The organism is Pseudonocardia oceani (genome assembly GCF_019263585.2).
Classification (GTDB): domain Bacteria; phylum Actinomycetota; class Actinomycetes; order Mycobacteriales; family Pseudonocardiaceae; genus Pseudonocardia; species Pseudonocardia oceani.
In genome coordinates this window covers 1,066,053-1,092,399 of record NZ_JADQDF010000001.1, presented here as the reverse complement: position 1 = coordinate 1,092,399, position 26,347 = coordinate 1,066,053, and the positions used below count along the sequence as shown (strand labels likewise).

General features: G+C 72.2%; 28 protein-coding genes and 1 tRNA gene. 12 read left to right on the top strand and 17 right to left on the bottom strand.

Going from position 1 to position 26,347, the window contains the following annotated elements:
* Positions 1-61 precede the first annotated feature (61 nt).
* Together I4I82_RS05495 and I4I82_RS05490 are read right to left on the bottom strand one after the other, a co-directional pair.
* The gene (locus I4I82_RS05495; RefSeq protein WP_226369890.1) at positions 62-889 is read right to left on the bottom strand and encodes a transglutaminase-like domain-containing protein; all 828 of its coding nucleotides are present in this window, start codon (positions 887-889) and stop codon (positions 62-64) included.
* A gap of 22 nt (positions 890-911) precedes the next feature.
* Positions 912-1,115, bottom strand: a complete 204-nt coding sequence (locus I4I82_RS05490) for a helix-turn-helix domain-containing protein (RefSeq protein ID WP_218591797.1) — start codon at positions 1,113-1,115, stop codon at positions 912-914.
* A 212-nt stretch (positions 1,116-1,327) separates the two neighbouring features.
* Between I4I82_RS05490 and I4I82_RS05485 the strand changes: the two genes are divergently transcribed.
* The 4 genes from I4I82_RS05485 (at position 1,328) to I4I82_RS05470 (ending at position 4,540) form a co-directional block, all read left to right on the top strand.
* Positions 1,328-2,359: an MBL fold metallo-hydrolase gene (locus I4I82_RS05485; RefSeq protein ID WP_218595376.1), complete on the top strand. Its 1,032-nt coding sequence runs from the start codon at positions 1,328-1,330 to the stop codon at positions 2,357-2,359.
* A 65-nt stretch (positions 2,360-2,424) separates the two neighbouring features.
* Complete coding sequence (locus tag I4I82_RS05480) at positions 2,425-3,276, top strand: hypothetical protein (RefSeq protein ID WP_218595375.1); 852 nt, start codon at positions 2,425-2,427, stop codon at positions 3,274-3,276.
* A 171-nt stretch (positions 3,277-3,447) separates the two neighbouring features.
* On the top strand, positions 3,448-3,936 hold the full coding sequence (locus I4I82_RS05475) for a DUF3145 domain-containing protein (RefSeq protein WP_218591794.1): 489 nt from the start codon (positions 3,448-3,450) through the stop codon (positions 3,934-3,936).
* 55 nt (positions 3,937-3,991) lie between these two features.
* Positions 3,992-4,540 carry a hypothetical protein gene (locus tag I4I82_RS05470; protein ID WP_218591793.1) on the top strand — a complete coding sequence of 183 codons (549 nt, stop codon included), beginning with the start codon at positions 3,992-3,994 and terminating at the stop codon, positions 4,538-4,540.
* Positions 4,541-4,561: 21 nt separating this feature from the next.
* Here I4I82_RS05470 and I4I82_RS05465 read toward each other — a convergent pair whose 3' ends face one another.
* From I4I82_RS05465 to I4I82_RS05445, 5 genes are all read right to left on the bottom strand, one after another.
* Positions 4,562-5,815 (bottom strand): beta-ketoacyl-[acyl-carrier-protein] synthase family protein, encoded by a 1,254-nt coding sequence (locus tag I4I82_RS05465; protein WP_218591792.1) that lies wholly within the window; start codon positions 5,813-5,815, stop codon positions 4,562-4,564.
* A 34-nt stretch (positions 5,816-5,849) separates the two neighbouring features.
* A complete protein-coding gene (locus I4I82_RS05460) occupies positions 5,850-6,092 on the bottom strand; it encodes an acyl carrier protein (protein WP_172159928.1) in 243 nt (80 codons plus the stop codon).
* Positions 6,093-6,147: 55 nt separating this feature from the next.
* Positions 6,148-7,152, bottom strand: coding sequence for a beta-ketoacyl-ACP synthase III (locus tag I4I82_RS05455; protein WP_218595374.1), 1,005 nt, complete (start codon positions 7,150-7,152; stop codon positions 6,148-6,150).
* Positions 7,149-8,057 (bottom strand): ACP S-malonyltransferase, encoded by a 909-nt coding sequence (locus I4I82_RS05450; protein ID WP_218591790.1) that lies wholly within the window; start codon positions 8,055-8,057, stop codon positions 7,149-7,151. Before I4I82_RS05450 ends, I4I82_RS05455 begins: the two co-directional genes overlap by 4 nt.
* A 102-nt stretch (positions 8,058-8,159) precedes the next feature.
* On the bottom strand, positions 8,160-9,383 hold the full coding sequence (locus I4I82_RS05445) for a PucR family transcriptional regulator (protein ID WP_225921053.1): 1,224 nt from the start codon (positions 9,381-9,383) through the stop codon (positions 8,160-8,162).
* 83 nt (positions 9,384-9,466) lie between these two features.
* Here I4I82_RS05445 and I4I82_RS05440 point away from each other — a divergent pair, with 83 nt between their 5' ends.
* Positions 9,467-10,216 carry a pirin family protein gene (locus I4I82_RS05440; protein WP_218591788.1) on the top strand — a complete coding sequence of 250 codons (750 nt, stop codon included), beginning with the start codon at positions 9,467-9,469 and terminating at the stop codon, positions 10,214-10,216.
* Between the two features lie 85 nt (positions 10,217-10,301).
* Here I4I82_RS05440 and I4I82_RS05435 read toward each other — a convergent pair whose 3' ends face one another.
* Positions 10,302-10,508 carry a cold-shock protein gene (locus I4I82_RS05435; RefSeq protein ID WP_172159938.1) on the bottom strand — a complete coding sequence of 69 codons (207 nt, stop codon included), beginning with the start codon at positions 10,506-10,508 and terminating at the stop codon, positions 10,302-10,304.
* Positions 10,509-10,753: 245 nt separating this feature from the next.
* Positions 10,754-13,540, bottom strand: coding sequence for a pyruvate dehydrogenase (acetyl-transferring), homodimeric type (gene aceE, locus I4I82_RS05430; protein ID WP_226378340.1), 2,787 nt, complete (start codon positions 13,538-13,540; stop codon positions 10,754-10,756).
* A gap of 170 nt (positions 13,541-13,710) precedes the next feature.
* Here aceE and I4I82_RS05425 point away from each other — a divergent pair, with 170 nt between their 5' ends.
* The 3 genes from I4I82_RS05425 to I4I82_RS05415 all read left to right on the top strand — a co-directional run bounded on the left by I4I82_RS05425 (position 13,711) and on the right by I4I82_RS05415 (position 14,766).
* A complete protein-coding gene (locus tag I4I82_RS05425) occupies positions 13,711-14,145 on the top strand; it encodes a DUF3052 domain-containing protein (protein ID WP_218593018.1) in 435 nt (144 codons plus the stop codon).
* A gap of 53 nt (positions 14,146-14,198) precedes the next feature.
* Positions 14,199-14,657 (top strand): peroxiredoxin, encoded by a 459-nt coding sequence (locus I4I82_RS05420; protein WP_218593017.1) that lies wholly within the window; start codon positions 14,199-14,201, stop codon positions 14,655-14,657.
* A 34-nt stretch (positions 14,658-14,691) separates the two neighbouring features.
* Positions 14,692-14,766: transfer RNA gene (locus tag I4I82_RS05415), tRNA-Val, on the top strand.
* An 88-nt stretch (positions 14,767-14,854) separates the two neighbouring features.
* Here I4I82_RS05415 and I4I82_RS05410 read toward each other — a convergent pair.
* Together I4I82_RS05410 and I4I82_RS05405 are read right to left on the bottom strand one after the other, a co-directional pair.
* Positions 14,855-15,223 (bottom strand): DUF5615 family PIN-like protein, encoded by a 369-nt coding sequence (locus tag I4I82_RS05410; protein ID WP_218595372.1) that lies wholly within the window; start codon positions 15,221-15,223, stop codon positions 14,855-14,857.
* Entirely contained in the window at positions 15,220-15,459 is a 240-nt protein-coding gene (locus I4I82_RS05405; protein WP_225920524.1) for a DUF433 domain-containing protein, read from the bottom strand. Before I4I82_RS05405 ends, I4I82_RS05410 begins: the two co-directional genes overlap by 4 nt.
* 413 nt (positions 15,460-15,872) lie before the next feature.
* On the opposite strand from I4I82_RS05405, the gene I4I82_RS05400 reads away from it, so the two are divergent.
* The 3 genes from I4I82_RS05400 (at position 15,873) to I4I82_RS05390 (ending at position 19,988) form a co-directional block, all read left to right on the top strand.
* Complete coding sequence (locus I4I82_RS05400; RefSeq protein ID WP_218595371.1) at positions 15,873-17,183, top strand: ATP-grasp domain-containing protein; 1,311 nt, start codon at positions 15,873-15,875, stop codon at positions 17,181-17,183.
* A complete protein-coding gene (locus I4I82_RS05395) occupies positions 17,183-19,204 on the top strand; it encodes a CocE/NonD family hydrolase (protein ID WP_218595370.1) in 2,022 nt (673 codons plus the stop codon). The genes I4I82_RS05400 and I4I82_RS05395 overlap by 1 nt, the downstream gene beginning before the upstream one ends.
* A gap of 553 nt (positions 19,205-19,757) precedes the next feature.
* The gene (locus I4I82_RS05390; RefSeq protein WP_225920523.1) at positions 19,758-19,988 is read left to right on the top strand and encodes a type II toxin-antitoxin system Phd/YefM family antitoxin; all 231 of its coding nucleotides are present in this window, start codon (positions 19,758-19,760) and stop codon (positions 19,986-19,988) included.
* Between the two features lie 541 nt (positions 19,989-20,529).
* Here the strand turns inward: I4I82_RS05390 and I4I82_RS05385 are convergent.
* The gene (locus tag I4I82_RS05385) at positions 20,530-21,960 is read right to left on the bottom strand and encodes an MFS transporter (RefSeq protein ID WP_218595368.1); all 1,431 of its coding nucleotides are present in this window, start codon (positions 21,958-21,960) and stop codon (positions 20,530-20,532) included.
* 128 nt (positions 21,961-22,088) lie between these two features.
* On the opposite strand from I4I82_RS05385, the gene I4I82_RS05380 reads away from it, so the two are divergent.
* Positions 22,089-22,574 carry an Rrf2 family transcriptional regulator gene (locus I4I82_RS05380; RefSeq protein WP_218595367.1) on the top strand — a complete coding sequence of 162 codons (486 nt, stop codon included), beginning with the start codon at positions 22,089-22,091 and terminating at the stop codon, positions 22,572-22,574.
* A gap of 12 nt (positions 22,575-22,586) precedes the next feature.
* Here I4I82_RS05380 and I4I82_RS05375 read toward each other — a convergent pair whose 3' ends face one another.
* The 5 genes from I4I82_RS05375 to I4I82_RS05355 are packed head-to-tail and all read right to left on the bottom strand — an operon-like array spanning position 22,587 to position 26,305.
* Positions 22,587-23,714, bottom strand: a complete 1,128-nt coding sequence (locus I4I82_RS05375; protein WP_218595366.1) for a DNA alkylation repair protein — start codon at positions 23,712-23,714, stop codon at positions 22,587-22,589.
* Positions 23,715-23,739: 25 nt separating this feature from the next.
* Entirely contained in the window at positions 23,740-24,132 is a 393-nt protein-coding gene (locus tag I4I82_RS05370) for a nuclear transport factor 2 family protein (protein WP_218591622.1), read from the bottom strand.
* Positions 24,129-24,629 carry an aldo/keto reductase gene (locus I4I82_RS05365; RefSeq protein WP_218595365.1) on the bottom strand — a complete coding sequence of 167 codons (501 nt, stop codon included), beginning with the start codon at positions 24,627-24,629 and terminating at the stop codon, positions 24,129-24,131. Before I4I82_RS05365 ends, I4I82_RS05370 begins: the two co-directional genes overlap by 4 nt.
* Positions 24,630-24,686: 57 nt before the next feature.
* Positions 24,687-25,517 carry a helix-turn-helix transcriptional regulator gene (locus I4I82_RS05360; protein WP_218595364.1) on the bottom strand — a complete coding sequence of 277 codons (831 nt, stop codon included), beginning with the start codon at positions 25,515-25,517 and terminating at the stop codon, positions 24,687-24,689.
* Positions 25,518-25,567: 50 nt separating this feature from the next.
* Positions 25,568-26,305 carry an SDR family NAD(P)-dependent oxidoreductase gene (locus I4I82_RS05355; protein WP_226369889.1) on the bottom strand — a complete coding sequence of 246 codons (738 nt, stop codon included), beginning with the start codon at positions 26,303-26,305 and terminating at the stop codon, positions 25,568-25,570.
* Positions 26,306-26,347 lie beyond the last annotated feature (42 nt).

The window sequence follows — 26,347 nt, the reverse complement described above, 5'->3', positions numbered from 1 at the left end:
TCCGGCCGAGGGTAGGAGCGCCCGGTCACCGTGCCGTTTCCACGAGGTGACGCCGACGGGCTCAGGACAGCGCAACGACCGCCGTGCCGTCGTCGTTGGGCAGCTCGTCGACCACGGCGAGCACGTTCACCGACAGCAGCTCGGCCATGCCGTGGTGCACCGAGAGGAACGCGGTGTCGGCGGCGTCGCGGCCGGTGCCGATCCGCAGCATCGACGGCCGCGGAGCGAGCCCGGTGGCGTCGACGACCCGCCACGACCCGTCCACCCACGCCTCGACGACGGCGTGGAAGTCCATCGGGTCCAGGCCCGGCGCGTAGACGGCGACGAGCCGCGCGGGCACGTCGCGGGCCCGCAGCAGGGCGACGACGAGGTGCGCGTAGTCGCGGCACACGCCCTCGCCGAGCAGCAGCGTGTCGATGGCATCGTCGGTGGGCTTGCTGGAGCCGCCCAGGTAGAACAGCCGGCCGTAGACGAAATCGCGGACGGCGGAGACGAGCTCGCCGGTGTCGTCGATGCCGTCGAACTCGCCGTTGGCGATCGAGAGCAGCCGGTCGGACGGGCAGTAGCGGCTGGGCCTGCGATAGGCCAGCAGGTCGAGCTCGGTGGTCTCCGGCGCGGGTAGGGCGCCCTCGACGGTGGCCGAGTACTCCAGCACCGTGCGCCCCACCTGTGCGTCGATCACGTGCAGGCGCCCCTCGTGCGGGGCTGCGACCTCCCTGAAGGGGACCGCCTCGCCGTCGCACGTGATGGACAGGCGCTCCTCGGCGGGCCGGGTCGCGGCCGCCACCTGGAAGGCGAGCAGGGCGGGTTCGGTGACGTCCAGTTCGAGGAACGCGGTGACGTGACGACGGTGCACCCCGTGATCGTCGCAGCCGTCGATGACGACCACGTGTCCGCACCGCCGTCCGCTCTCACCCCGCCTCGTACCGCGCGTCGCGGATCAGCTCCTCCACCGCGCTCCGCTGGACGCGGAACGACCTCCCGAACCGCACCGCCGGCAGCTCCCCGCTGTGGACGAGCCGGTAGACCGTCATCTTCGAGACCCGCATCCGGTCCGCCACCTCGGCCACGGTGAGGAACGGTGCGCCGATCATCCCCGGCACTTCTGCAGCCATCCTGCCCACGCCTCTCGTCCCGCCCCCGAGGGGCGCTGTTCACCGTGGGTGGGACAGTACGGGAGCAGGGGCCACCCTCCGGGGTGATCCGATCTGCACCGATGGGTGGCATCAGGGCCCGATCCGTCCGGTTCGGCACGCGGAGTGCGTGATCGTGAGGCGCGGCCGGGTGGTGCGCGGTGCCCGCGAGTGGTAGCGCATAGGGTCGGGCGGTGATCCTCGACGACGACCCGGACGGCGACTGGACCAGCGCCGGTCTGTTCCGCTGCGCCCCCGACGTGTACCGCATCCCGCTCCCGCTGCCGCAGGACGGGCTGCGCGCGGTCAACGTCTACGCGGTGCCCGACGGCGACGGCTGGACGCTGATCGACTCCGGCTGGGCGCTGGCCGAGTCGCGCGAGCTGCTCGCGGCGGCCCTGGCGCAGCTGGGTGCGGGGCTGGGCGACGTCCGCCGGTTCCTCGTGACCCACATCCACCGCGACCACTACACGCAGGCCGTGACCCTGCGGCGCGAGTTCGGCTCGCGGGTGGCGGTGGGGCGCGGCGAGCAAGTGGGTCTCGAGGAGGTCAACCGCTCGGCCCGCGACCCGTTCAGGGCGCACCGCACCCGGCTGCTGCGCGCGGGGGCGGCCGCGCTCGTCGAGCGGATCGAGCAGCGGGAGATGGACGCGGGCGACCTCTCGGTCTGGGAGATGCCCGACGAGTGGATCGAGGACGGCGCCGAGATCGCGGTGGGGGAGCAGCGGCTGCTCACCGCCGTCGAGACGCCGGGCCACACGCGCGGGCACCTCGTCTTCGCCGACGACGCCGCCGGGCTGCTGTTCGCCGGCGACCACGTGCTGCCGCGGATCACCCCGTCGATCGGCTTCGAGCCCAACCCCTCGGTGAGCCCGCTCACCGATTTCCTCACCTCCCTGCAGCTCATCCGCTCGCGCAAGGACGCGGTGCTGCTGCCCGCCCACGGCCCGATCGGCATGCGCGTGCACGAGCGCGTCGACGCCCTGCTGGAGCACCACGGCGACCGCCTCGACGCCACGCTCGCCGCCGTGCGCGAGGGTCGCTCCACCGGCCTGGCCGTGGCGGAGGCGCTGCCCTGGACGCGGCACCGCAGGAGCCTTGCCGACATGGACGACTTCAACGCGATGCTGGCGGTCATGGAGACGCTGGCGCACCTCGACGTCCTCGTCGAGCGGGGAGCTGTGTCGATCACGTTGCAGGACGGAGTCGCTCACTACACATCGTGATAACGATTCACTCCACGTAGGTGATCCGCACAGGTGCTGGGCTGATCGGCCGTACTCTCTCCGCCGTGTCCGTTCCCGGCGCGGGGCGCCTGTGCCTCGCCCTCGTCGCGTTCGGCGTCGCCGTGTCCGGGGTGGTGGTCGCCACCGACGGCGCGACGTTCGCCGTGGCGCCGCCCGTCGTCGCGCTCGCTCCCGTGTCGTCCACGGGGTGCGCGGCCGCCGGGCCCTACGCCGCGCCGGAGCGGGGGAGCGTCGGCCTGCCACCCTCGGTCCGCCTCTGCGCGACCGGCCCGCTGACGATCACGACGCCCGGCACGGTCGTCGACGGGATGGACCTGCGCGGCGGCATCGTCGTCGACGCCGCGGACGTCGTCGTGCGCCGCAGCCGGATCACCGGCGACGGCTCGCGCGCCTACGGGGTCGTCACGACCGCGGCCGGGTCGGTCCGGATCGAGGACACCACGCTCACCGGTCGCTTCACCGAGGCCGCAGTGGGCGGTGACCGGTGGACCGCCGAGCGGATCGAGGTCGTCGGCGTGGGCGGCGACGGCGCGCACGCGGGCGCCGGCAGCAGGCTCCGTGCGAGCGTCCTGTCGCGCTTCGCACCCGGCACCGACGTCGACGGGCTGACGCTGACGGGGTCCGACGTCGTGGTCGAGGACACGACCGTCCGGATGGGCGGGGAGCACCGCAGCGCGGTCCACGTCTCGCCCGCGGGCGGCGACGGGCCGATCGTCGTCCGGTCCAACGTGCTGGGCGGCGGGCAGTACTCCGTGCTGCAGGACGAGGGCACCGGGGACGACGTGCACGTCCTGGACAACCGCTTCGCCCACGACGCCGTGCGTGCCCCGCTGCGCCTCCCGGCGGCCGCCGAGGCGGCCGGCAACACCTACGTCGACGGGGTGCCGGTGCGCTGACCGCGCGACACGCCCGGGCGGCCCCGGGGTGTTGGCAGCGGCGGGCGGGAGCGGGCAGACTCGCGCCCAACATCACCGAGCCCGGGTGCGACCCGGACATCTAGAGCAGCAGGCGCGCCACGACGCGAGGACGTAGGGGAAGACGATCCTCGTCGACGTTGGAGGTCTGCAGTGAACGCACGCGGCGTGGTCTTCGTCCACTCGTCGCCGACTGCGGTCTGTCCGCACGTCGAGTGGGCGATCTCTGGCGTCCTCGGGACCAAGGTCTCGTTGCACTGGACCCCCCAGGCCGCCGTCCAGGGTCAGCTCCGCGCGGAGTGCACCTGGAACGGCCCGGCCGGCAGTGGGGGCGCGATCGCGGGCGCCCTGCGGGCGTGGTCGATGCTCCGGTTCGAGGTGACCGAGGAGCCCACCCCGGGCGTCGACGGGGAGCGGTTCTGCCACGTCCCGAACCTGGGGTTGTGGAGCGGGCGCACGAGCGCCAACGGCGACATCGTCGTGGCCGAGGACCAGCTGCGCCACCTCATGGCCACCTCGACGAGCACGCAGATCCCCGGTCGCCTGCACGACCTGCTGGGCTCCGCGTGGGACGAGGCCCTGGAGCCCTTCCGGCTCGCGGGCGACGGCGCCCCCGTCACCTGGCTGCACCAGGTCGGCTGAGCCTCCCGGGCCACCCGGCACTGCTCCGCGCGCCGCCTGCGGCAGGATGCACCGCGTGCGGATCAGGAGCGCGACGGTGACGGTGGCGCTGCTCGGCGTCCTGCTGCTGGCCGGGTTCCTGCTGGCGCGGCTCGGCTCCGGGTCGAACGCATCGCTCGCGCCGCCGCTGCGCGCGGCCCCGCCGGTCCCGGCGTCCGGCGTCGGGTCGTCGGAGGTGCTGCTCTCCGCCGACGCGCTGGCCCACCCCGCGCACGAGCTCGTGCGGGCCCAGCTCCAGCGCCACTACGACGCCATCAACGCCAAGGACTACGCCGCGTGGGTGGCCACCGTCGTGCCCGAGCGCAGCGCGGCCCTGGACGAGGCCGCCTGGCGGGAGGCCTACGACTCGTCGCAGGACGGCACCGTCCGGATCGACCGGATCGACGACCTGGAGGGCGCACGGGTGCTGGTCCGCGTGCGGTTCGTCAGCATCCAGGACGTCGAGGACGCCCCGCCGGAGGTGCCGGCCCGCCGCATCTGCTGGCACAGCTCGCTGCCGATGAGCGGCGTACCGCCGCTCATCGAGCAGACCGGGGGCGGCAGCTCGATCGCCGTCCCCTGCTGAGCCGTTCCCTGCTGGACCGGACTACTTCACGAACGTCAGCGCCACGTTGTGCCCGCCGAAGCCGAACGAGTCGTTGACGGCCGCGGTGATGTCGAGCTTGCGGGGCTCACCCGCCACCACGTCCAGCTCGACGCCCGGGTCGAGCTCCTCGAGGTTGAGCGTGGCGGGGATGATCCCCTCCTTGATCGAGAGCAGCGTGATGATGCCCTCGACCGCCCCGGCGGCGCCGACCAGGTGACCCAGCGCCGACTTCGGCGCCGTGAGCACCGGGTGGTCGCCGAGGGCCTTGCGGACCGCGCGGGTCTCGCCGACGTCGCCGGCCACCGTCGAGGTCGCGTGGCAGTTGACGTGCGTGACGTCCGCCGCGGCGACCCCGGCCTTCTCGATCGACTTGGTGATCGCGCGCGCCTGTCCCGTGCCCTCGGGGTCGGGGCCCGTGATGTGGTATGCGTCGGCGGTGATGCCGAAGCCGGCGAGCCGGCCGTGCACCGTGGCCCCGCGCGCGGCCGCGAACTCGGCGCGCTCCAGCACCACGATCCCGGCACCCTCGCCGAGGACGAAGCCGTCGCGGTGCGTGTCGAACGGGCGCGAGGCCCGCTGCGGCTCGTCGTTGCGCTGGCTCAGGGTGCGGGCCTGCACGAACCCGGCGACGGTGATGCCGGTGATGCAGGCCTCCGCGCCGCCGGCGACCACGACGTCGACCTCGCCCGCCTGGAGCAGGCGCATCGCCCACGCCATCGCCTCGGCGCCGGACGCGCACGCCGAGACCGGCGCGTGCACCCCGCCCTTGGCACCCAGCTCCAGGCCGACCCAGGCCGCGGGCCCGTTCGGCATGAGCATGGGCACGGTGAGGGGGGAGACCTTGCGCAGGCCGGGGCCCTCCAGGAGGTCGTCCTGGTCGAGCAGGGTGACCGCGCCGCCGATCCCGGTGCCGATGACGACGGCGAGCCGCTCGGGCTCGACCTGCATGTCGTCCCGCCCACCGAGACCGGCGTGCGCCCACGCCTCCTTGGCCGCCACGACCGCCACCTGCTCGCAGCGGTCGAGGCGGCGCGCCTGGACGCGCGGGATGACCTCGAGCGGCGACACCGCGAGCGGCGAGGCGATCTTCACCGGCAGGTCGTGCCGGGTGACCCACTCGTGCTCGTCGTCGTCGATCCGCCGGACGCCGGACTTGCCGGCCAGCAGCGCCTCCCAGGTGGACGTGACGTCGCCACCCAGTGGGGTCGTCGCTCCCAGTCCGGTGACGACGACCTCGATGTCGCCCGTGCTCATCGCGCCTCCGCGGTGAAGAGTGTGCCGGTCGTCGTCACTGGTTCTTCGCGATGTAGTCCACCGCGTCACCGACCGTCTTGAGCTCGGCCAGCTGGTCGTCGGGGATCTTCACGCCGAACTTGTCCTCGGCCTGCACGGCGATCTCCACCATCGACAGCGAGTCGATGTCGAGGTCGTCCACGAAGGACTTGTCGGCGTCGACCTCGGCGGTGTCGATGCCGGCGACCTCCTCCACGATCTCGGCCAGGCCGGCGAGGATCTCGGTTTTGTCTGCCACGGGAACTCCTTCTGGTGGTGGGGGAATCAGGGGTGGAGCCGGAGGAACGCGCCGCTCACGGGAAGCGGACGACCTGCCCGGCGTAGGACAGGCCCGCGCCGAAGCCTACGAGCAGCACGGTGTCGCCCGGGCGGATGCGGCCGTCGGCGCGCATGTGGTCCAGGGCGAGCGGCACCGACGCCGACGAGGTGTTGCCGGAGTGCACGATGTCGTCGGCCACGCGCATGTCCTCGCGGGCACCCTGCTTGCGCAGCTTCTTCGCGACGGCCTCGATGATGCGCAGGTTGGCCTGGTGCGGCACGAACACGTCGATGTCGGCAGGGGCGAGGCCGGCGAGCTCGATGGCGCGCAGCGCGACCGGCGCGACCTGCGTGGTGGCCCAGCGGAACACCGCCTGGCCCTCCTGGTGCAGCGCGCCGCCGTTCTTCGAGCCGTGGCCGTCGAGGATCCGGATGGCCTGGTTCATCTCGCCCGCGCTGCCCCAGGCGACGGGGCCGACACCCACCGAGGCCGCGTCGGGCGCCGGACCGATCACCGCGGCGCCCGCGCCGTCGGCGAAGATGATCGCGGTGGAGCGGTCGTCCCAGTCGAGCCACTCGGACAGCTTCTCGGCGCCGATGACGAGCACGTTGCGGGCCGATCCGCCGCGCACCATGTCGGCGGCCATGCCGAGGCCGTAGCAGAACCCGGCGCAGGCGGCGTTGAGGTCGAACGCGGCGGGGGCGCGGATGCCGATGCGCTCCGCGGTCTGCGCCGCGGCGTTCGGGATGAAGTTGGGCATCGTGCAGGTGGCGACCAGCACGCCGTCGATCTCCGACGGGTCGAGCCCGGAGTCCTTGACGGCGCGCGCCCCGGCGTCCGACGCCATGTCGACGAGCGACACGTCCTCGGCGGCGACGCGCCGGCTCTGGATGCCCACGCGTTCGCGGATCCACTGGTCGTCGGTGTCGATCCGCTGCGCGAGCTCGTCGTTGGTGACGACGCGCTCGGGCGAGTGGCTGCCCAGCCCCAGCAGGCGGGCCCCGGCGGCGGGTTCGGCCAGACGCAGTACCGGTGTCATCGGTCGGCTCCGATCAGCTCGTGCGCCGCGTCGAGGTCCCCGGGGGTCTTGAGCGCGAGCGTGGTGGTGCCCTTCAGGGCCCGCTTCACGAGCCCGGTGAGCGCCCCCGCCGGCGGCAGCTCGGCCGTCGCGGTGACGCCGAGCTCGCGCAGCGCGTCCATGCAGGCGTCCCACCGTACGGGGCGGGTGACCTGGTCCACCAGGCGGCGCAGGGCGTCGGCGCCGTCGGTGACGACGGCTCCGTCGGCGTTGGACAGCAGGGGCCGGACGGGTTCGCTCGTGGGCAGTCCCTCGGCGTGGGTGCGCAGCGCGTCCTGGGCCGTGGCCATGAAGCGCGTGTGGAACGCGCCGGCCACCGGCAGCGGCATGACCCGCGCCCGCTCCGGGGGGCTCTCGGCGAGCGCGGCGAGGGCGTCGACGGGGCCGGCGGCCACGACCTGGCCGCCGCCGTTGCGGTTGGCCGGGTCGAGACCCAGCTCGGCGAGGCGGGCGAGCACGGCGTCGGGGTCCCCGCCCAGGACCGCGCTCATGCCCGTCGGCTCCAGCGCGCAGGCCGCGGCCATCTCCCGGCCGCGCACGGCGGCCAGCGCCACGGCGGCGTCGGGGGTGATGACGCCGGCGATCGCCAGCGCGGCGAGCTCTCCGACCGAGTGCCCGGCGACCGGCACGTCGAGGGGGAGCTCGAGGCGGGCCGCGGCCAGCAGCGCCGCGGCGACGACGAGCGGCTGCGTCACCGCCGTGTCCTTGATCTCCGCGGCCTCCGCGGTGGTGCCCAGGCGCACGAGGTCGAGCCCGGCGACGTCGGACCACGCCGCCAGCTGCTTCTCGGCGTCGGGGTCGGCGAGCCAGGGGGAGAGCATGCCGGGGGTCTGGGATCCCTGTCCGGGAGCGAGCAGCGCGATCACAGCACGAACCCAACACGTCGCGGGCCCGCCACGGGCATGCCGGGGGGCACGAATCCTCCCGCGTCGTTTTGTGGGACTCCTACCAAGGCACGCGAGCCGACCTCACCGGAGCACATCGCCGTCCTGCCGTTCGTTGTAGGGATTCCGCAGCTCATCGGGGTTCAACCTGGCCGTCACGAGCGCCGTGCGCAACACCTGGGCGTCGCGCGGTTCGGACGGGTGGCGGCCGGTGAGTTCGCTCACGCGGCGCAGTCGGTAGCGCACCGTGTTGGGGTGCACGAACAGCGCGCGGGCGCACGACTCGAGCGCGCCGCCGCCGTCGAGGTAGGCGGTGAGGGTGTCGAGCAGCGACCCGCCCGCGGCGTGCAGCGGGGCGAGCAGGGCGGTGAGCGCGCGGTGGGCGTCGGGGTCACCGCAGAGCGCGCGCTCGGGGAGCAGGTCGTCGGCCGCGACGGGACGGGGCGCGTCCGGGCGCCCCGGGGCGGCACGCAGTCCGCCCAGGGCCTCACGGGCGCTGGCCCGGGCGGCGGTCAGGTCGCCCACCACCGGCCCCAGGACGACGGGGCCCGGCCCGAAGCCGTCGACGATCCGGCCCAGGCCGCGCAGCGACCCCGCCGGGGTGCGCGCGCGCGACGGCTCGGACAGCAGCACGATCAGCCGCTGGCCCTGCACGCCGACGAGCACCGAGCGGCCCGAGCGGTGGGCGTGGCGGCGCAGCTCGCCCAGCGCCTCCTCCGGGACGTCGGCGGGCGTCGAGCCGACGACGACCCGCAGCGCGACGGCGGGGTCGAAGCCCAGCGCGGCGGCGCGGGAGACCATGGCGTCGTCGGCCTCGCCGCGCACCACGGCGTCGACGACGAGGGCCTCCAGCCGCGCGTCCCACGCGCCGCGGGTCTCGGCCGCCCCCGCGTAGACGGTGGCCGCGGCGAAGGCGATCTCGCGGCCGAATCGCAGGATCGCCTCGACGAGCACGCGGTGCTCGGCGTCGTCGGCCGCGAGCGGGGGCAGGTGCTGCTCGAACACGTCGGTGGCCACGCGGACGAGCTCGACGGTCTGACGCAGCGAGAGCCGCCGGGCCAGGTCGCGGGGGGCGATCCGGAACGCCTCGGCCGTGAGCCGGATCGTCTCGCCGGGGTGGGTCAGCCAGGCGGCGAAGTTGCTGACCCCGGTCTGGGTGACGAGCAGGACGCCGGCCCGCTGCTCGGCCGGCAGGCGCGCGAACCAGGGGAGCCGGTCCTCCATGGCGGCCAGGCATGCCGTCGCGAGGCCGCCCGCCGCGAGCTCCAGGCGGCGCACGGTGGACCTGCGGACCGGCACGTGCGGCATCATCGCAGGCGCCCCGGTTGCAGGCGGGAATGGCGCGAGACCCGAGGTAGTTGCGAAGTCAACAACCACGTGAGGAGGCCCCGATGTCCACCACCCTGACCCCGGCCGTCGACGTCCGGCGTGCCGGTGACCGGTTCGCCACCCGGATCGACTGGCTCGACTCGAAGCACAGCTTCTCGTTCGGATCGCACTACGACCCGGACAACACCCACTTCGGCGTGCTGATGGTGAGCAACGACGACGTCGTGCGCGCGGGCAGCGGGTTCGACACGCACCCGCACCGCGACATGGAGATCGTCACGTGGGTGCTCGACGGCTCGCTGGTGCACCAGGACTCGACCGGCCACTCCGGGCTCATCACGCCCGGCCTCGCGCAGCGCATGAGCGCCGGCACCGGGATCCTGCACTCGGAGAAGAACGACGCCGTCGGTGCGGCCACCGACGTCCACTTCGTGCAGATGTGGGTGGTGCCCGACGAGAGCGGCGTGGCGCCGGGCTACGAGCAGCTCGACATCTCCTCCGAGCTCGACGGGGGAGGGCTCGTGGTCGTGGCCTCGGGCATGGGGAAGCACGCCTCGGACAAGGCCATCTCGATCAGCCAGCAGCACGCGGCGCTCTACGCGGCCCGCCCCACGGCGGGTGCGGTGGTGTCCCTCCCGACCTCCCCGCTGGCGCACCTGTTCGTGGCGCGCGGCGCGGTGGAGCTGGAGAGTGCCGGGGTCCTGCAGGCGGGCGACTCGGCGCGGATCACCGCGTCGGACGGCCGCCGGCTGACGGCCGGGCCCGACGGGGCCGAGGTGCTCGTGTGGGAGATGCACGCGACCCTCGGCTGAGCGGCCCCGGAAGGCGGCTCGACAGGGGGGTCACGCCGGACGGTGCCCACCGTCCGGCGTGACGACGTGCGGGATGTGGGGCTGCTCAGCCGAGCGGCTCGACCTTGGTGGCCTGCGGCCCCTTCTGGCCCTGCTCGATGTCGAACGACACGCGCTGGCCCTCGTCGAGGCTCTTGTAGCCGTTGGTCTGGATTGCCGAGTAGTGCACGAACACGTCCGCGCCACCACCGTCAGGAGCGAGGAAGCCGTAGCCCTTCTCGCTGTTGAACCACTTGACGGTGCCCTCTGCCATTCTTGCTCTCCTCGTACCTTCAGCCAGGACCCACGCCCCGGCGACGTCCGCCCGGAGACCTGGAGTACGCGGCCCGGTCGGGACACCGTCCGCGATCACGAGGTCGGCGTCGCGCGGAGCGTATCGCGAGAATCGCCGTCTGCCGAGACCCAAATGACCTGTGCGTTTGTGGTTCCGGGGCCCGGAGGTGGTAAGGAGCCGCGCGCGGGGCCGCCGCCGGTGCGACGGAGGCGGCCCCGCGCCCGTCAGGCGACGCCGCTGTCGCTCGTCTGCGGCCCCGCGGCCCGGGGGTCGTCGATGCGGTACTTCGCCGCCGCCTCGGCCGCCGCGGACGCGTCGACGGCACCCTCGGCGCCCAGCGACTGCAGCGCCGCGACGACGATGGACTCGGCGTCGACGTTGAAATGGCGCCGCACCGCCGGCCGGGTGTCGGACAGGCCGAACCCGTCGGTGCCCAGCGTCGTGAAGCGCGCCGGGACCCACTGGCGGATCAGGTCCGGTACGGCCCGCATCCAGTCCGAGACGGCGACGACCGGGGCGTCCCCGGCCAGCGCCTGGCTGACGAACGCCGTGCGGCGCTCGTCGTCGGGGTGGAGCAGGTTGTGCCGCTCGGCCTCGACGCCGTCGCGGCGCAGCTCGCCCCACGACGTCACCGAGAACACCTCGGCCCCGACGCCCCACTGCTCGGCGAGCATGTCGCGCGCCTGCAGCGCCCACGGCACCGCGACGCCCGACGCGAGGAGGCGGACCTGCGGCCCGTCCTCGCGCGCCGTCGTGGCGATCCGGTGGATGCCGCGCAGCAGCCCGTCGACGTCGACGTCCGCGGGCTCGGCCGGCTGCACGTAGGGCTCGTTGTAGACCGTCATGTAGTAGATGACGTTCTCGCCCTCGAGGGTGTCCGGGTGGGCGGGAGCGCTGCTGCCGTACATGCGCCGCAGGCCGTCCTTGACGATGTGCGCGACCTCGTAGGAGAACGCCGGGTCGTAGGCCAGCACGGCCGGGTTGGTGGCCGCGAGCAGCAGCGAGTGACCGTCGTTGTGCTGCAGGCCCTCACCGGTGAGCGTGGTGCGCCCGGCGGTGGCGCCGATCAGGAACCCGCGGGCCATCTGGTCGGCGGCGGCCCAGATCGAGTCGCCGGTGCGCTGGAAGCCGAACATCGAGTAGAAGACGTACACCGGGATCATCGGCTGCCCGTGCGTGGCGTACGAGGTGCCGACGGCGGTGAACGAGCCCACCGAGCCCGCCTCGTTGATGCCCTCGTGCAGCAGCTGCCCCTGCTCGGACTCGCGGTAGGCGAGCATGAGCTCGGCGTCGACCGAGGTGTACTGCTGGCCGTTCGGGTTGTAGATCTTCTGCGTCGGGAACATGGAGTCCATCCCGAACGTGCGCGCCTCGTCGGGGATGATCGGCACGAACCGGTCGCCGATGTCCTTGTCCTTGATCAGCTCGCGCAGCAGCCGGACGAACGCCATGGTCGTGGCGACCTCCTGCTTGCCCGACCCCTTGCGCACGAAGTCGTAGACCTTGTCGCCGGGCAGCACGAGCGGCTTGGCCGTGACGCGGCGGCTGGGCAGCGGGCCGCCCAGGCTGCGGCGGCGCTCCCGCATGTACTGCAGGGCGTCGTCGTCCTCGCCGGGGTGGTAGTACGGCGGCAGGTACGGGTCGGCCTCGAGCTGCTTGTCGGTGATCGGGATCCGCTGGGAGTCGCGGAACTCCTTGAGGTCGGCGAGGCTCAGCTTCTTCATCTGGTGCGTGGCGTTGCGGCCGGCGAAGTGCGAGCCCAGGCCGTAGCCCTTGATCGTCTTCGCCAGGATGACGGTGGGCTGGCCGTGGTGCTCCAGCGCCGCCGCGTAGGCCGCGTGCACCTTGCGGTAGTCGTGCCCGCCGCGCTTGAGGTTCCAGACCTGGGCGTCGGTCATGGGCTCGACCAGGGCCTTCGTGCGCGGGTCGCGGCCGAAGAAGTGGTCGCGGACGTAGGCGCCGTCGTTGGCCTTGTAGGTCTGGAAGTCGCCGTCGGGCGTGGTGTTCATGAGGTTGATCAGCGCGCCGTCGCGGTCGGCGTGCAGGAGCGCGTCCCACTCCCGGCCCCACACGACCTTGATGACGTTCCAGCCGGCGCCCCGGAAGAACGCCTCCAGCTCCTGGATGATCTTGCCGTTGCCGCGGACCGGGCCGTCGAGGCGCTGCAGGTTGCAGTTGACGACGAACGTGAGGTTGTCGAGGCCCTCGGTGGCCGCGATCTGCAGCTGGCCGCGCGACTCGGGCTCGTCCATCTCCCCGTCGCCGAGGAACGCCCACACGTGCTGGTCGTCGGTGTTGGTGAAGCCGCGGTCGCCCAGGTAGCGGTTGTAGCGCGCCTGCATGATCGCGTTCATCGGGCCCAGGCCCATCGAGACCGTGGGGAACTCCCAGAAGTCCGGCATGAGGCGCGGGTGCGGGTAGGAGGGCAGGCCGTGGCCGGGGCCGCCGTGGCTGAGCTCCTGACGGAAGCCGTCGAGGCGGTCCTCGGTGAGGCGGCCCTCGAGGTAGGCGCGGGCGTACACGCCGGGGGAGGCGTGGCCCTGGATGTAGATCTGGTCGCCCCCGCCCGGGTGGTCCTTGCCGCGGAAGAAGTGGTTGAAGCCGACCTCGTAGAGCGTGGCCGACGAGGCGTAGGACGAGATGTGACCGCCGACGCCGATCCCGGGGCGCTGCGCGCGGTGCACCGTCATCGCGGCGTTCCAGCGGATCCAGCGGCGGAACGCGCGCTCCGCCTCCTCGTCACCGGGGAACCACGGCTCGCGGTCGGTGGGGATGGTGTTGACGTAGTCCGTGCTGGTCAGCGAGGGGACGCCGACGTGGCGCTCCCGGGCGCGCTGCAGCATCCGCAGCATCAGGTAGCGGGCGCGCTGCTGTCCGGCCGCGTCGAGGACGGCGTCGAAGGAGTCGATCCACTCGGCCGTCTCCTCCGGGTCGATGTCGGGCAGGTGGGCGGCGAGCCCGTCGCGGATGATGTTGACGCGCGGTGCTCCGCCGGTGGTCTGGCCGGTCAAGGGATCTCCCTGCATGGCGTAGCTCGTGGGGTCTCGGACTCGGTGTCCGTCGGGGTCATCCCCTATCGTGCCCTCCGACGTAGGATCCCGTAACGCGTGGTTGCGCGTCATCGGGTCACGTGTTCGGATTCCACATCCGGACCGACAGCAGGAGAGTGGGGTACACAGGCGTGGTCGCCGCGGAAGATGCCGGACGGCAGTCCGACATCGCGGGCAAGCTCGGCGTGGAGCCGGGCATGGTCGTCCAGGAACTCGGGTGGGACACCGACGTCGACGAGGCGGTGCGCGACGCCGTCGAGGAGAGAGCGGGCGACGACCTGCTCGACGAGGACGCCGTCGACGTCGTCGATCTCGTGCTGATGTGGTGGCGGGAGGGCGACGGCGACCTCGTCGACGCGCTCGTCGACGCCGGCGGGCCCCTCGCGGAGAGCGGGGTCATCTGGGTGCTCACCCCGAAGACCGGGCGCCCCGGACACGTCGAGCCCAGCGAGATCGCCGAGGCCGCACCGACGGCCGGGCTCTCGCAGACCTCCAACGTCAGCGTGGGCGACTCGTGGGCCGGAGCCCGCCTGGTCGCTCCGAAGGCGGCCAAGTCCCGCCGCTGAACAGTAGGCTCCTGTTGCCCGAGCAACCGGCAATTCTGGAGAGGCACGTACACATGGCGCCCGAGGTGGGAACCGAAGCCCCCGACTTCACCCTGAAGAACCAGAACAACGAAGAGGTGACCCTCTCGTCGTTCCGCGGCGCGAAGAGCGTCCTGGTCGTGTTCTACCCGTTCGCGTTCTCCGGCATCTGCACCGGCGAGCTGTGCGCGGTCCGCGACGACCTGGCCAGCTTCCAGAACGACGACGTCCAGGTCCTGGCCGTCTCCGTCGACCACGCGTTCACGCTCAAGGCCTGGGCCGACGCCCAGGGTTACGAGTTCCCGCTGCTGGCCGACTTCTGGCCGCACGGAAAGGTGGCCCAGGAGTACGGCGTCTTCAACGACGCCGCGGGCTTCTCCCTGCGCGGCACGTTCCTCGTCGACAAGACCGGCGTGGTGCGCTTCGCCGAGGTCAACGGGCCCGGCGAGGCCCGTGACCAGGACGCCTGGAAGAAGGCCCTCGCGGCCGTGTGACACCCGTGCCGGGGCCCGCGGGCCCCGGTCCGGCGGGCGCGTAGCTCAGCGGAAGAGCTCTCGGTTTACACCCGAGCGGTCGCAGGTTCGAACCCTGCCGCGCCCACCACTCTGGCCAGCGGTTTCGTCGGACTCGACACCCGGTGTTCGCGCGCGTGGGATCACTTGTGGTGCCGATCGCGGGTGCGGCACTGCCGTCAGTCGATCGGAAGGGAACGGATCCGGATGGAGTCGTCGCCGATGACGACCACCGATCCGCGCAGGAGGTCGTCCTCGACCGCTGGGAGGTTGGCGAGCAGTAGTCCGGCGAGTTCCTCGACGCGCCGGCCGGCCACGCGACGGACGAGTACGACGGAGGGGTGGGGCGCGTGCGACGTGGCCAGGAGAGTGCCGAAGTCGGTGTCCGCGCTGACGAGTATCCGGTCGTCGGTCCTGGCCGCTTCGAGAACGACCCGGTCGCTCGCCGCCCGCAGGCCCATCGAGGCGACGTGGACGACGTCCCAGCCTCCGGTCGACATGATGTCGATCAGCCGTGGTGACAGGTTGTTGTCGAGCAGGAGCCTCACGCCGAGGGGCGTAGCGGCAGCCGGCGTTCGCGGACGGCCTCGGCGGCGTAGCGCAGGGCCTCGGTGACGTCGGGAGGGGAGAGGTCGGGGAGGTCGGTGCAGATCTCCTCGACTGTCATGCCGTCGGCGATCATCGACACGACAGTGGCGACCGGGATGCGCAGGCCGCGGATGGTGGGGGCCCCGCCCATGAGGTTGGGGTCCACGGTGATCCTGTCGAACGTCACGGACGCCATGGTACGGCGGACGGGCCGGATCAGGTGTGTTCCGGCGGCGTCGCATCGACGGCCTACGTGACACGAAACGCCGGTGTCCGGTGTGCCTGACGAGGTTGCAGGGACGGATCGTGTTGCCGTAGCTGCTGGTAGGGGCGGTGGCGTACGCCGTCGGCTCCCTTTACACCCGAGCGGTCGCAGGTTCGAACCCTGCCGCGCCCACCAGCCCGCCCTGCGCCCCTTCGGTCGACATTCACCTTCACCTTCGCCGGTCCGGACGGCTTCCAGGTCTCCCTCCACGACCGCGTCTGGGGCGGATTCTCAGGGAGCGGGAGCCCCACGTCGGCTCGGCGGCCGCAGGAGGATCGTCCCGCGCCTGCGGTGCCCCGGGGCGGCGCGCGTTTCGCCGGCCCGGAGGCGGGCACGCGATCGCCATGACGACAACGCCGGTGGATCACGAGACGGTGGCCGTGCTGGGGGCCGACGAGGCGAACCTGGCGACGTTGCGCGCGATGCCGGGCCACGAGCGGCAGACTTTCGTGCCGTTGCTCCGGCCGGAGCAGATGCAGGAGGGGGAGGTCTCCGTCGCCGAGCTCCTGGAGCGTGCCGGCGGGGAGCTGGACGCACTGCCGCACCCCGTGGACGCGATCGTCGGGTTCTGGGACTTCCCGATCAGCACGCTGGTTCCCCTGCTCGCGCAGCGGCACGGCCTGCACGCGTCGAGCCTGGAGTCCGTGGTCAAGTGCGAGCACAAGTACTGGAGCCGCCTCGAGCAGCGCGAGGTCGTCCCCGACCTGCCCGGCTTCGACCTGGTGGACCTGGACGAGGAGCAGCCGCGGCTGCCCGACGGGCTGCGCTACCCGGTGTGGCTCAAGCCCGTGAAGTCGTACTCGTCGGAACTGGCCTTCCACGTCGCCGACGACGAGCAGTTCCGGGCCGCGGTGGAAGAGATCCGGGCCGGTGTCGGCAGGCTCGGGCGGCCCTTCGAGGAAGTTATGGCCCGGGTCGATCTCCCGCCTGAGGTCGCCGAGATCGGCGGGCAGGCGTGCCTGGCCGAGGAGGCGTTGACCGGGGCGCGGGCCGCCACCGAGGGCTATGTGCACGACGGCCGGGTGGTCGTGCAGGGAGTGCTCGACTCGATCACCTATCCGCAGCGGTCGAGCTTCCTGCGCCACCAGTACCCGTCTCAGCTGCCCGATCCGGTGCAGCGGCGACTGGTCGAGGTCACCGAGCGGGTCATCGAGCGGGTCGGGTTGGACTGGACGACGTTCAGCGTCGAGTTCTTCTGTGATCCCGAGGCGACGACGGTCTCCGTCCTAGAGATCAACCCTCGGCACTCGCAGTCGCACGCCCTGCTCTTCGCCGACGTCGACGGCATCGCGAACCACCACGCGATGGTCGAACTCGCACTGGGCCGCGATCCCGACATGCCCCGCGGGAAGGGGGAGTACGGGATCGCCGCGAAGTGGTATCACCGCCGGTTCAGCGACGGCCTGCTCGTCCGCGGTCCCAGCCCTGAGGACATCGCTCGCCTGCAGAAGGAGGTTCCCGGCGTGCAGATCAGACCGGTCCCGGAGCAGGGACAGCGGCTCTCGGAGCTCCCGGCGCAGGACAGCTACAGCTACGAGCTCACCGACATCGTCGTGGGGGCCCGGGACGAGGCCGAGCTGGTCGAGAAGTACGAGCGTGTGGTGGCGGGGCTGCGCTACGAATTCGCGGACACGGCTGCGGAGGAGTCCTCCTGATGCGCGTTCGCGAGACGTTTCCGTACGAGACCGGGGAGGCCGAACACGTCTGGGTCCCGATGCCCGACGGGAGCCGGCTCTCCGGACGGCTGTGGCGCCCGAGGTCCGCTGTCGCGGAACCCGTCCCCGCGGTGCTCGAGGCGATCCCGTACCGGCACCGGGACCTCACCGCGGTGCGGGACTCGATCCATCACCCCTACCTCGCCGGGCACGGCTACGCGTGTCTGCGCGTCGACCTGCGCGGCAGCGGCGACTCCGACGGGGTGCTGCTGGACGAGTACACCGAGCAGGAGCACCGCGACGTCGAGGCCACGCTCGGCTGGCTCGCCGAGCAGCCCTGGTGCACGGGCCGGACCGGGATGATGGGCATCTCCTGGGGGGCCTTCGCCGGCCTGCAGGTCGCCGCCCGCCGTCCACCGAGCCTCGGCGCGGTGGTCATCGCCTCCTTCACCGACGACCGCTACGCCGACGACATGCACTACATGGGCGGTTGCCTGCTCTCGGACAACCTCGCCGAGTCCGGCACCATGTTCGCCTACTCCACCCTGCCGCCGGACCCGGCCGTCGTCGGCGAGCGCTGGCGGGAGATGTGGCACGAACGCCTCGACGCCGCCGAGCCCTGGATCCTCAAGTGGCTCGCCCACCAGAGGCGCGACGACTACTGGCGTCGCGCCTCGGTCTGCGAGGACTACTCCGCCGTGCAGGTGCCCGTCTTCGCCTCCAGCGGGTGGGCGGACGGATACTCCAACGCGGTATTCCGGGCGCTGGAGCACCTCGACGTCCCGCGCAAGGGTCTGATCGGGCCTTGGTCGCACAAGTACCCCCACCTCGGGCAGCCCGGGCCCGCCATCGGCTACCTCCAGGAGGTGGTGCGCTGGTTCGACCGCTGGCTCCGGGACGACGACAACGGGGCCGACGACGGGCCGATGCTGACGACCTGGATGCAGGACAGCGTGCCCCCGTCGACCGCCTACGAGGAGCGGCCGGGGCGCTGGGTCGGCGAACCGGGCTGGCCCTCCCCGCACGTCACCCCGGTCGCCCGTCCGCTGGCGCCGCACCGCATCGGCGAACCTGGCGACGATGTGGCCGAACACGAGCTGGGCCTGCAGTCGCCGTTGTCGGTGGGGCAGTTCGCCGGCAAGTGGGCGTCCTACAACGCGCCCCCGGACCTGCCCTACGACCAGCGTGAGGAGGACGGCGGATCGCTGGTGTTCGACACCGGCCCGCTGCGCGAGCGCTGCGAGATCCTCGGCGCACCGGTCGTGGAGCTCGACATCGCCGCGGACCGCCCCGTCGCGATGGTCGCGGCCCGGCTCTCCGACGTCGCGCCGGACGGGCGGGCGACCCGGGTCAGCTACGGGCTGCTCAACCTCACCCGCCGCGACGGGGACGACCCCCGACCCGTCGAGCCGGGGCGCCGCTACCGGGTGCGGCTGCAGCTCAACGGCGTCGCCCAGACGTTCCCGCCGGGGCACCGCATCAGGCTGTCGTTGTCGAGCTCCTACTGGCCGCTGGCCTGGCCCGCGCCGGAGCCGGCGGAGCTCTCCGTGCAGACCGGGGCCAGCCGACTGGTGTTGCCGGTGCGGCGGGGCGCCGAGCCCGACGACGGCCCGGTGCGTCCGTTCGAGGACCCCGAGGGTGCGGCGCCGATCTCCACCACCCAACTGGAGCCCGGCGAGTCGGCCTGGAACGTCACGCGGGACCTGATCGGCTACCGGTCGGCCCTGGAGATCGTCAAGGACGGCGGTGTGCTCCGTCACGACGACATCGACCTGACCGTCGCGCAGCGTGTGGTGGAACGCTACGAGTCCATCGCGGAGGACTTCACCTCGCCCCGCGGCGACGTGGTGTGGTCGGTGTCCTTCTGTCGCGGGGAGTGGGAGACCCGCACCGTGTCCCGCACCGTGCTGAGCTGCACACCGTCGACCTTCGAGGTCTACGCCGAGCTCGATGCGTTCGAGGGCGACCACCGGGTGTTCTCCCGCACCTGGGAACGCAGCCTGCCGCGTGACTGCCTCTGACGGCGGCGGTCGCCCGCCGATTGCCGCTCCTGCGCCCGGGGCACCGTCGCAGCTGCGCGGGACGGACCGTGCCCCGCCGACCGGGACCGGGACCGGGACCGGGTGGGGGAGCCTGCCGCCGCCGGACGCCGGGGCCGGGCGGTGAACGCCCGCGGGCGGAGCCGAGCCCGCCTCGGTAGTGGCGACGGGCGTGTGGACGACGGCGGCAGGAAACGCGTCGGCCGAGCGCGGTGATGTCCCACCCGAAGGGCGATCGCGGTTCAGTACGGTACGGGCAGGTTGCTGAGTGGAGGGTGCGTGACGGAGCCTCCACGCCGGTGACAGACGGCCACCGTGCCGGATGCGCGGCCCTTGCGCGTGCTGTTGGTCGAGGACGATCCGGCGGATCCGCTCCTCGTGCGCGATTTGGTCTCCGACGCCGATGACGATCCGGCCGCCCGCCACGGGGAGATCCTGCTCGAACACGTGACGTTGGCTGCCGCCGAGCCGCGTCTGAACTGGGCCGACTGCGTACTGCTGGACCCGAACCTGCCCGAAATGCGGTCGCTGCGAGTTGGTCGGCCGCGTGAGCAGTCAGCACGAGCGCGTCATCGTCTCGGTACACGGCCGTACATCGGCCGTCCTCGTGGCTGTCGACGACCTGGACGCGCTGGAGGAGACGGCTGCGATCTTGTCCGACGCGACCACAATGCGGACGCTGGCCCAAGCTGACGCTGAGCTTGCGCGCGGCGAGGGCGAGGACACTCTCTCAGCGGCGATGCGAGCGCGGCGCAGCTCGGCGTGAGCGGTGACCGCTACGCCTTGACAATCTCGGCGAGCGCACGCCGCCAGCTCGCTGAGCATCTCCCTGAAAAGCGTGGCACTCGCCGCGTACGAGTTCGTTGTGGGGCCGCTGCTGGACGACCCACATCGGGTTGGGAACGGCTGCGCCCACCCCTGGACGATCGGCACAGTGCCCGGCGAGGGTACCTATCGCATCATCCTCCGAGTCGACGATGCTCGCCGTCGAGTCACTGTGCTCGCCGTGCAACCTCGCTCGGACGCCGACCGTCCGCAGTAGGAGCGACGGTCCGTCGCACAGATGAGCGGGCGCTGCGCCGAGACCGAGTGCGTGAACGGCGCGTGACACGAAACGACGGTGTCCGGCGGGATCCGTGGGGCCTCCGGGGCTGATCGTGTTGCCGTAGCTGCTGATAGGGGCGGTGGTGTACGTCGTCGGCTCGCTCTACACCCGAGCGGTCGTGGTCCGGGCTCGGCGGGATCTCGGTGGCGAGGGTGTCGACGGGGTGCTCCTGCTGGGGTGGAGTGGCGGTGGGTTCCGGCGGTCACGCCGCGGCCGGGGTGACCACGGCGGTGCGTCGGCGGCCCGTCAGGGTGGTCAGTGCGGCGAGCACCGCGAGTGCGGCGATGGCTGCGGCGACGGAGAAGGCCGGGGCGAGCCCGGGGACGAACTGTCCGGGTCGGCTTCCGCCGACGTAGACCGCGACGATCACGGCGATCCCGAGTGAGCCGCCGATCTGCTGGACCATCTGCAGGAAACCGGACATGGATCCGGTGTGCTCGGCCGCGACGTCCTCCATGATCATGACGGTGGCGGGGGTGAAGACCAGCGAGACGCCGATGCTGTGCAGCAGCAGTGCGACGAAGACCCCGCCGAAGTAGGTGCTGGTGGTGTCGAGCGCGGCGAACCAGACGAAGCTGACGGCCACGAGCAGGCTGCCGAGAACGAGGAGCCTGCCGGACCCCACCCGTCGGATGAAGGACGGCACGAACTGGGTCAGGCCGAGGACCGAGAAGGTGAGGGGGAGGAAGGCCACGCCGGCGACGAGTGCACCCATGCCGAGCACCCGCTGGAAGTACTGCACCAGCAGGAAGAGCATGGCGAAGTGGACGCCCACGATGAGTCCCATGATCACCAGTGCGGCCGCGCGACCGCGATGCCGCAGCAGCGTCAGATCGAGGAGGGGCCGGCGGACGCGACGCTCGACGAGGACGAACGAGGCGAGCAGCAGGACGGCGAGGGCGAAGGAGACGATGGTCCAGGCGGAGGACCAACCCGCCTCGGCGGCGTGGATGAAGCCGTAGACGAGCGAGAGCGAGCCCGCGGTGGCGGTGGCGGCTCCCGCGACGTCGATGCTGCCGCGAGCGCGGGCCGTCTCCCGCACGAGCCGGTGCACCACGAGGACGACGAGGATCCCGATCGGTACGTTGATCAGCAGGCCCCAGCGCCAGGACGCGAATGCGGTGAGCGCGCCGCCGAGGATCAGTCCGACGGACGATCCGACGGCCGAAGCCGCCGTGAACATGGCCAGGCCGTGGCGACGCGCTGCCTCGTCCCGAGCCATGGCGGTGATGAGCGCGAGGATGCTGGGAGCCGCGACCGCGGCACCGATGCCCTGCACGACCCGCGCAATGATCATCGTCGTGGGGTCCTGGGCGAGGCCGGCGGCCAGGGAGGCGAGGGCGAACAGGGCCGTACCTGTCTCGAACGCCCGGACCCGGCCCATGATGTCACCGAGCCTGCCGCCGAGCAGCATGAAACCGCCGAAGGCCAGCGCGTAGGCGTTGGGCACCCAGGACAGTCCGGCTGCGGTGAAGCCCAGTTCCTGCTGGACCTGTGGCAGGGCGACGGTCACCACCTGGGCGTCGAGCTGCAGCATGAGCTGGGTCGCGAGGACCGCGGTCAGTGCGAGCGCGCCGCGCCGCGGCACCACCGGGGTGGGTGCCGCGGGCCGGCGCGCGGTCTGCGAGGACATTGTCGACTCCAGGGGAGCGGGAGGGGCGGAGGTTCCGGCCGAATGTAACTGGATCGGCTACATTCTCCAATATGTAGGAGAAGTTGTTACGATGGCCACATGTGGCTGCCCGGCACGGAGGGGGACCGATGAGTGCGAACAGCCGGATGAGCGTGGCGGTTCACGTGCTGACCTGGTTGGCCTTCGATCGCAGGGGGACCGACAAGGAGATCGGCACGTCGCAGCGGATCGCGACGAGCGTCAACACCAACCCGGTGGTGATCCGCCGTGCTCTGGGGGAGCTGCGCGAGGCCGGCCTGGTGTCCGCCAGCCGGGGGCGCGGGGGTGGCTGGGTCCTCACGCGCGAGCCGGACTCGATCACGCTCCGGGACGTGTACCTCGCGGTCGGCGGTGAGCAGGTGTTCGCCCTGCACGCGGCATCGCCCGATGCCGAGTGCTATGTCGGCTACGGCATCCAGGCGGTGCTGGGGCGCGCCTACCAGGACGCGGAGGAGGCGCTGCGGTGCTCCCTGGAGCGCACCACGATCGCGGACGTCCTGGCGGACACCCTGGCCGAGTTCCCCGGCGAGATGCAGGTCGCAGGTCGCGCGGCGCCGCGCCCCGGAGCCGGGTGATCGGCCGTGGCGTCACCCGCCCCGGATGTCCTCGCTCAGGTCGAAATCGGCCGGCGGAGTGCGGGCGCCGTTGATCTGGAGCTCGATCGCGTGGCCGCCGGGGTGGTAGCGGCGGGTGGTGATCGGGCGGAACGAGTGGGTGCGTCGGAGCTCGAGCGTCTCGCCCGGGGCGATCGTCCTCGTGGTGAGCTTGAACGTCTTCGGGGTGCGGGTGCCGTTGGCCTTGCGGTGGTGCACGACGTAGTCGACGAGGATCGTGGCCGGTGCGGTGCCGGTGTTGGTGAGTGTCGCGCTGAAGGTGAGTGAGCCGCCGAACGGCACCGCAGTGGCCTCGAGCCGGGGACCGTCGACGTGCACGTCGACGGCCGGTGCGTAGCCGAGCAGGCCCAGCGCGCCGGGGTGTCCCTGCTTGGTCAGCGTCCGCAGGCCGTGGCGCACCGTCCTGTCCGTCGACGGTCCCGGCGTCGCCAGCCAGCGTGCGGCGATCTCGACGGCGAGGTCCGGCTCCTGGCGGCTGAGGTCGTTGAGGTGGTTGGCGACCGACCTGCGCACGTACTCGCTGTCGTCCTCTCGCAGCGCGTCGAGGATCGGAACCGTGGCGCCCGGGCGGGCCAGGATCGTGGGCACCCGCACCGCCCAGGGCAGGAAGGGGCGCGTGCCTTCGGAGGCCAGTCGGCGGACATGGACGTCGGGGGAGGACGTCCACTCGAGGATCCGGCCCACGGCCCGGTCCAGGTCGTGGTCCAGCAGGCCGCGGATGGCGAACTCGGAGGTGAGCCGGCCGGTCAGGTCGGCGAGCAGGGACAGCGCCGCGTCGAACGCCTCGTCCGTGCCCTCCGCGAGGGCGCGGGCGACGACGGCGCCGGTCACCGGCCAGATGAGCCAGCCGCTGAAGGATGTCGACGCGGCGGCGCACCGGACCGTGGTGTCGAAGGCGGCGTAGTCACCCGGCAGGTCCGCCAGTAGCGCGTCCCGGAGGAGGTCGCTGCGCTCGCGGAGGGGAAGCGGTGACCCGGGGGCGAGCTGAGCAGCGGCGGCCCGCAGCGCCGGGAGGCGGGCTGCCGCCGGCAGTGTCGCTTCGATCGCCGAGGTGAGCGCTAGGGCGGTCGAGGCGTTGACGAGGTCGTCGGCGAAGGGCATGGCACGGTTCTCCTGTCTCGGCTCGCTACCGGATCCGGTGGGACGGCTCGGTCTCGTTGTTCCACATCCGGAACATCCGGCACCGCCCGTCCTCGGTGAAGGTGACGGTCCAGAGGTTGTCGAAGGTGCCGAGTTCGGTGTAGCGGCCGGTTCCCTTGATCGCCGCAGTGTCGCCGGTGATCATCAGGAGGGACCAGTCGAAGGACCAACCGCCCTCCTGCCAGGGCTGACGGGAAAGCCAGCCGTCGACGACGGCGTCGCGGCCGATCAGGGACGTCTCGTAGGGCCACTCGTGGTACTCGGCGTCCGGGCTGAACAGTGCTGCGATGTCGTCGGGGTCCGCGGTCCGCCAGGCGTGCACGTACCGCTCGACCCACTCGGCGACCCGTCGCTCCGACAACCGTGTCGTCGCGCTCATCGCTGGAAGGCCTTCGCGCCGAGGCCGTTGATGGTGGTGTCGCCCTGCTGGAACCCGATCATGGCCTGGGTGATGTCGTGGGGGTGGTCCAGTTGCGCCTCGGTGAGGGCGTCGAGCTCGGCGACGTCCTCGGCGCGGCGCGGATCCTTCCGGCCCGGGCCGAGGTCGGCGGGGGTCGAGAGTGTGGCGAGCACGATGCGGCCTCGGCGAGCGGGATCGCGGGCGAAGTACTGCCCGAGGGTCTCCTCGGACTGGCCGGCGTTGTACGTGTTGGCGGTGTCGACGAAGTTGCCGCCGGCGTCGGGGTAGCGGTCCAGGATCAGATGCGGGGTCTCGGGGTCGGAGCCCCAGCTGCCGTCGTCGACGTTCATCGCGCCCAGGATGAGGGGACTGGCGCGCAGGCCCGAGCGGCCGAGGGTGCGGTAGGCGGTGAGCGACATGTCGAGTTCCTCCGTGCGGTCGGCAATCCGGTTGTGCACGAGGTTGGTCGCTCGCACGCCGATGAGGGAGGCCGGGCGAGCCTGGGTGTGCCGCACCCAGGCTCGTCCCGGCGCTCAGCCGGCGTGCATGGAGACCAGGTAGCCCAGGGCCTGTGCGCTGCGGCTGCCCGGGGTGGGGGTCCCCACGAGGAGCTGCTGGCCGGGGGCGTCGTGCACGTCGAAGGTCTGGTAGGTCAGTTCCATCCGCCCGGCGGCGGGATGGGCGAAGACCTTGAACGCCCGCGTGAGCTCGCCGACCACCTGGTCCTCCCAGAGTGACCGGAACTCGGGGTGGGCCTCGAGCATGTCCTCCACGAGCCCGTGGATCCCCGGATCGTTCGGGAACCGCCCGGCCTGCAGTCGCAGCGCGTGCACCGTCCTCGTGGTCACCTCGAGCCAGTCGACGAACACCGTCCGGGCCTCGGGATGACCGAAGAGGATCCGGACCATGTTCGTGGAACCGTCGAACGGGGAGAGCAACGCGGCGGCGACCGGATTGGTGGCGAGAACGTCGAAGGCGGGGCCGAGCACATAGGCGGCCGACGTGGGGAAGGCGTCGAGCAGTTGACGCAACGCGGGGTGTACCTGGTCGTACCGGGTGTCCGGGCCCAGCCGGGGATGGAGACCTGCGAGCCGGTAGAGGTGCTCGCGGGCCTCCGGTGCCAGCCGCAGCGCGCGCCCGATCGCGTCGAGCACCGACGCCGACGGATTCCGTTCCCGGTCCTGTTCGAGTCGGGTGTAGTAGTCGCTGCTGACCCCGGCCAGCACGGCCACCTCCTCCCGGCGCAGGCCCGCGACCCGTCGGCGGCCGTGTGTGACGAGCCCGAGGTCGTGCGGGTCGAGCCGCCCACGGTGTGCCCTGAGGAAGTCGCCGAGGCCGCCCCGAGGCCTCCGCTGTTCGGACACGTCAGCACCTCCCCGATCGCGCTCGTGCGTACCCGCGGGTACGGCCGTCGTCAGAGTGTCGCACCGCCGTCGAGGACCAGGTCCGAGCCTGTCATGTAGGCCGTGTCGGCCGCTGCCAGGAACACGGCGGCGCCGGCGATCTCGGCGGCGTCACCGATCCGACCGAGCGGCGGCAGGTCGCCGAAGTGCTCGACGTCGTCGCCGAGCTGGTTCGCGAGCCTCGTCAGCCCGGGGGTGGCGACCTGGCCGGGGCTGAGCGTGTTGACCCGGATGCGCCGGGGGGCGAGTTCCGCCGCCCAGGAGCGCGCGAAGTTGCGGACGGCGGCCTTGGTGGCCGCGTAGAGGCTCATGCCGGCCGAACCCGTGATCCCGGAGATCGAGGCGACCAGCACGATCGCCGCGCCGTCCGACAGCAGCGGGAGCGCCTTCTGGACGGTGAAGACCAGGCCCTTCACGTTCGCTCCGAAGGTCGAGTCGAACAGCTCCTCGGTGATGTCCCCGAGGGCGGTCAGCGTGCCGCTGCCGGCGTTCGCGACCAGGACGTCGAGCGTGCCGTCGCGATCGGCGATGGCGGCGAACACGCGGTCCAGGGCCGCGAGGTCGGCGACGTCCCCGGCGATCCCGACCACGTTCCCGTCGATGCTCGCCACGGCCTCGTCGACCGCGTCCTGGCGCCGACCGGTGAAGTAGACCTTGGCGCCCTCGGCGGCGAACCGCCGAACGGTCGCCAGGCCGATCCCGGCGGTCCCGCCGGTCACGAGAGCGATCTTGCCGTCGAGCTGCCCCACCGGGTGTTCCTCCGTGTTTCTGCGCATCACCTATATGTACTC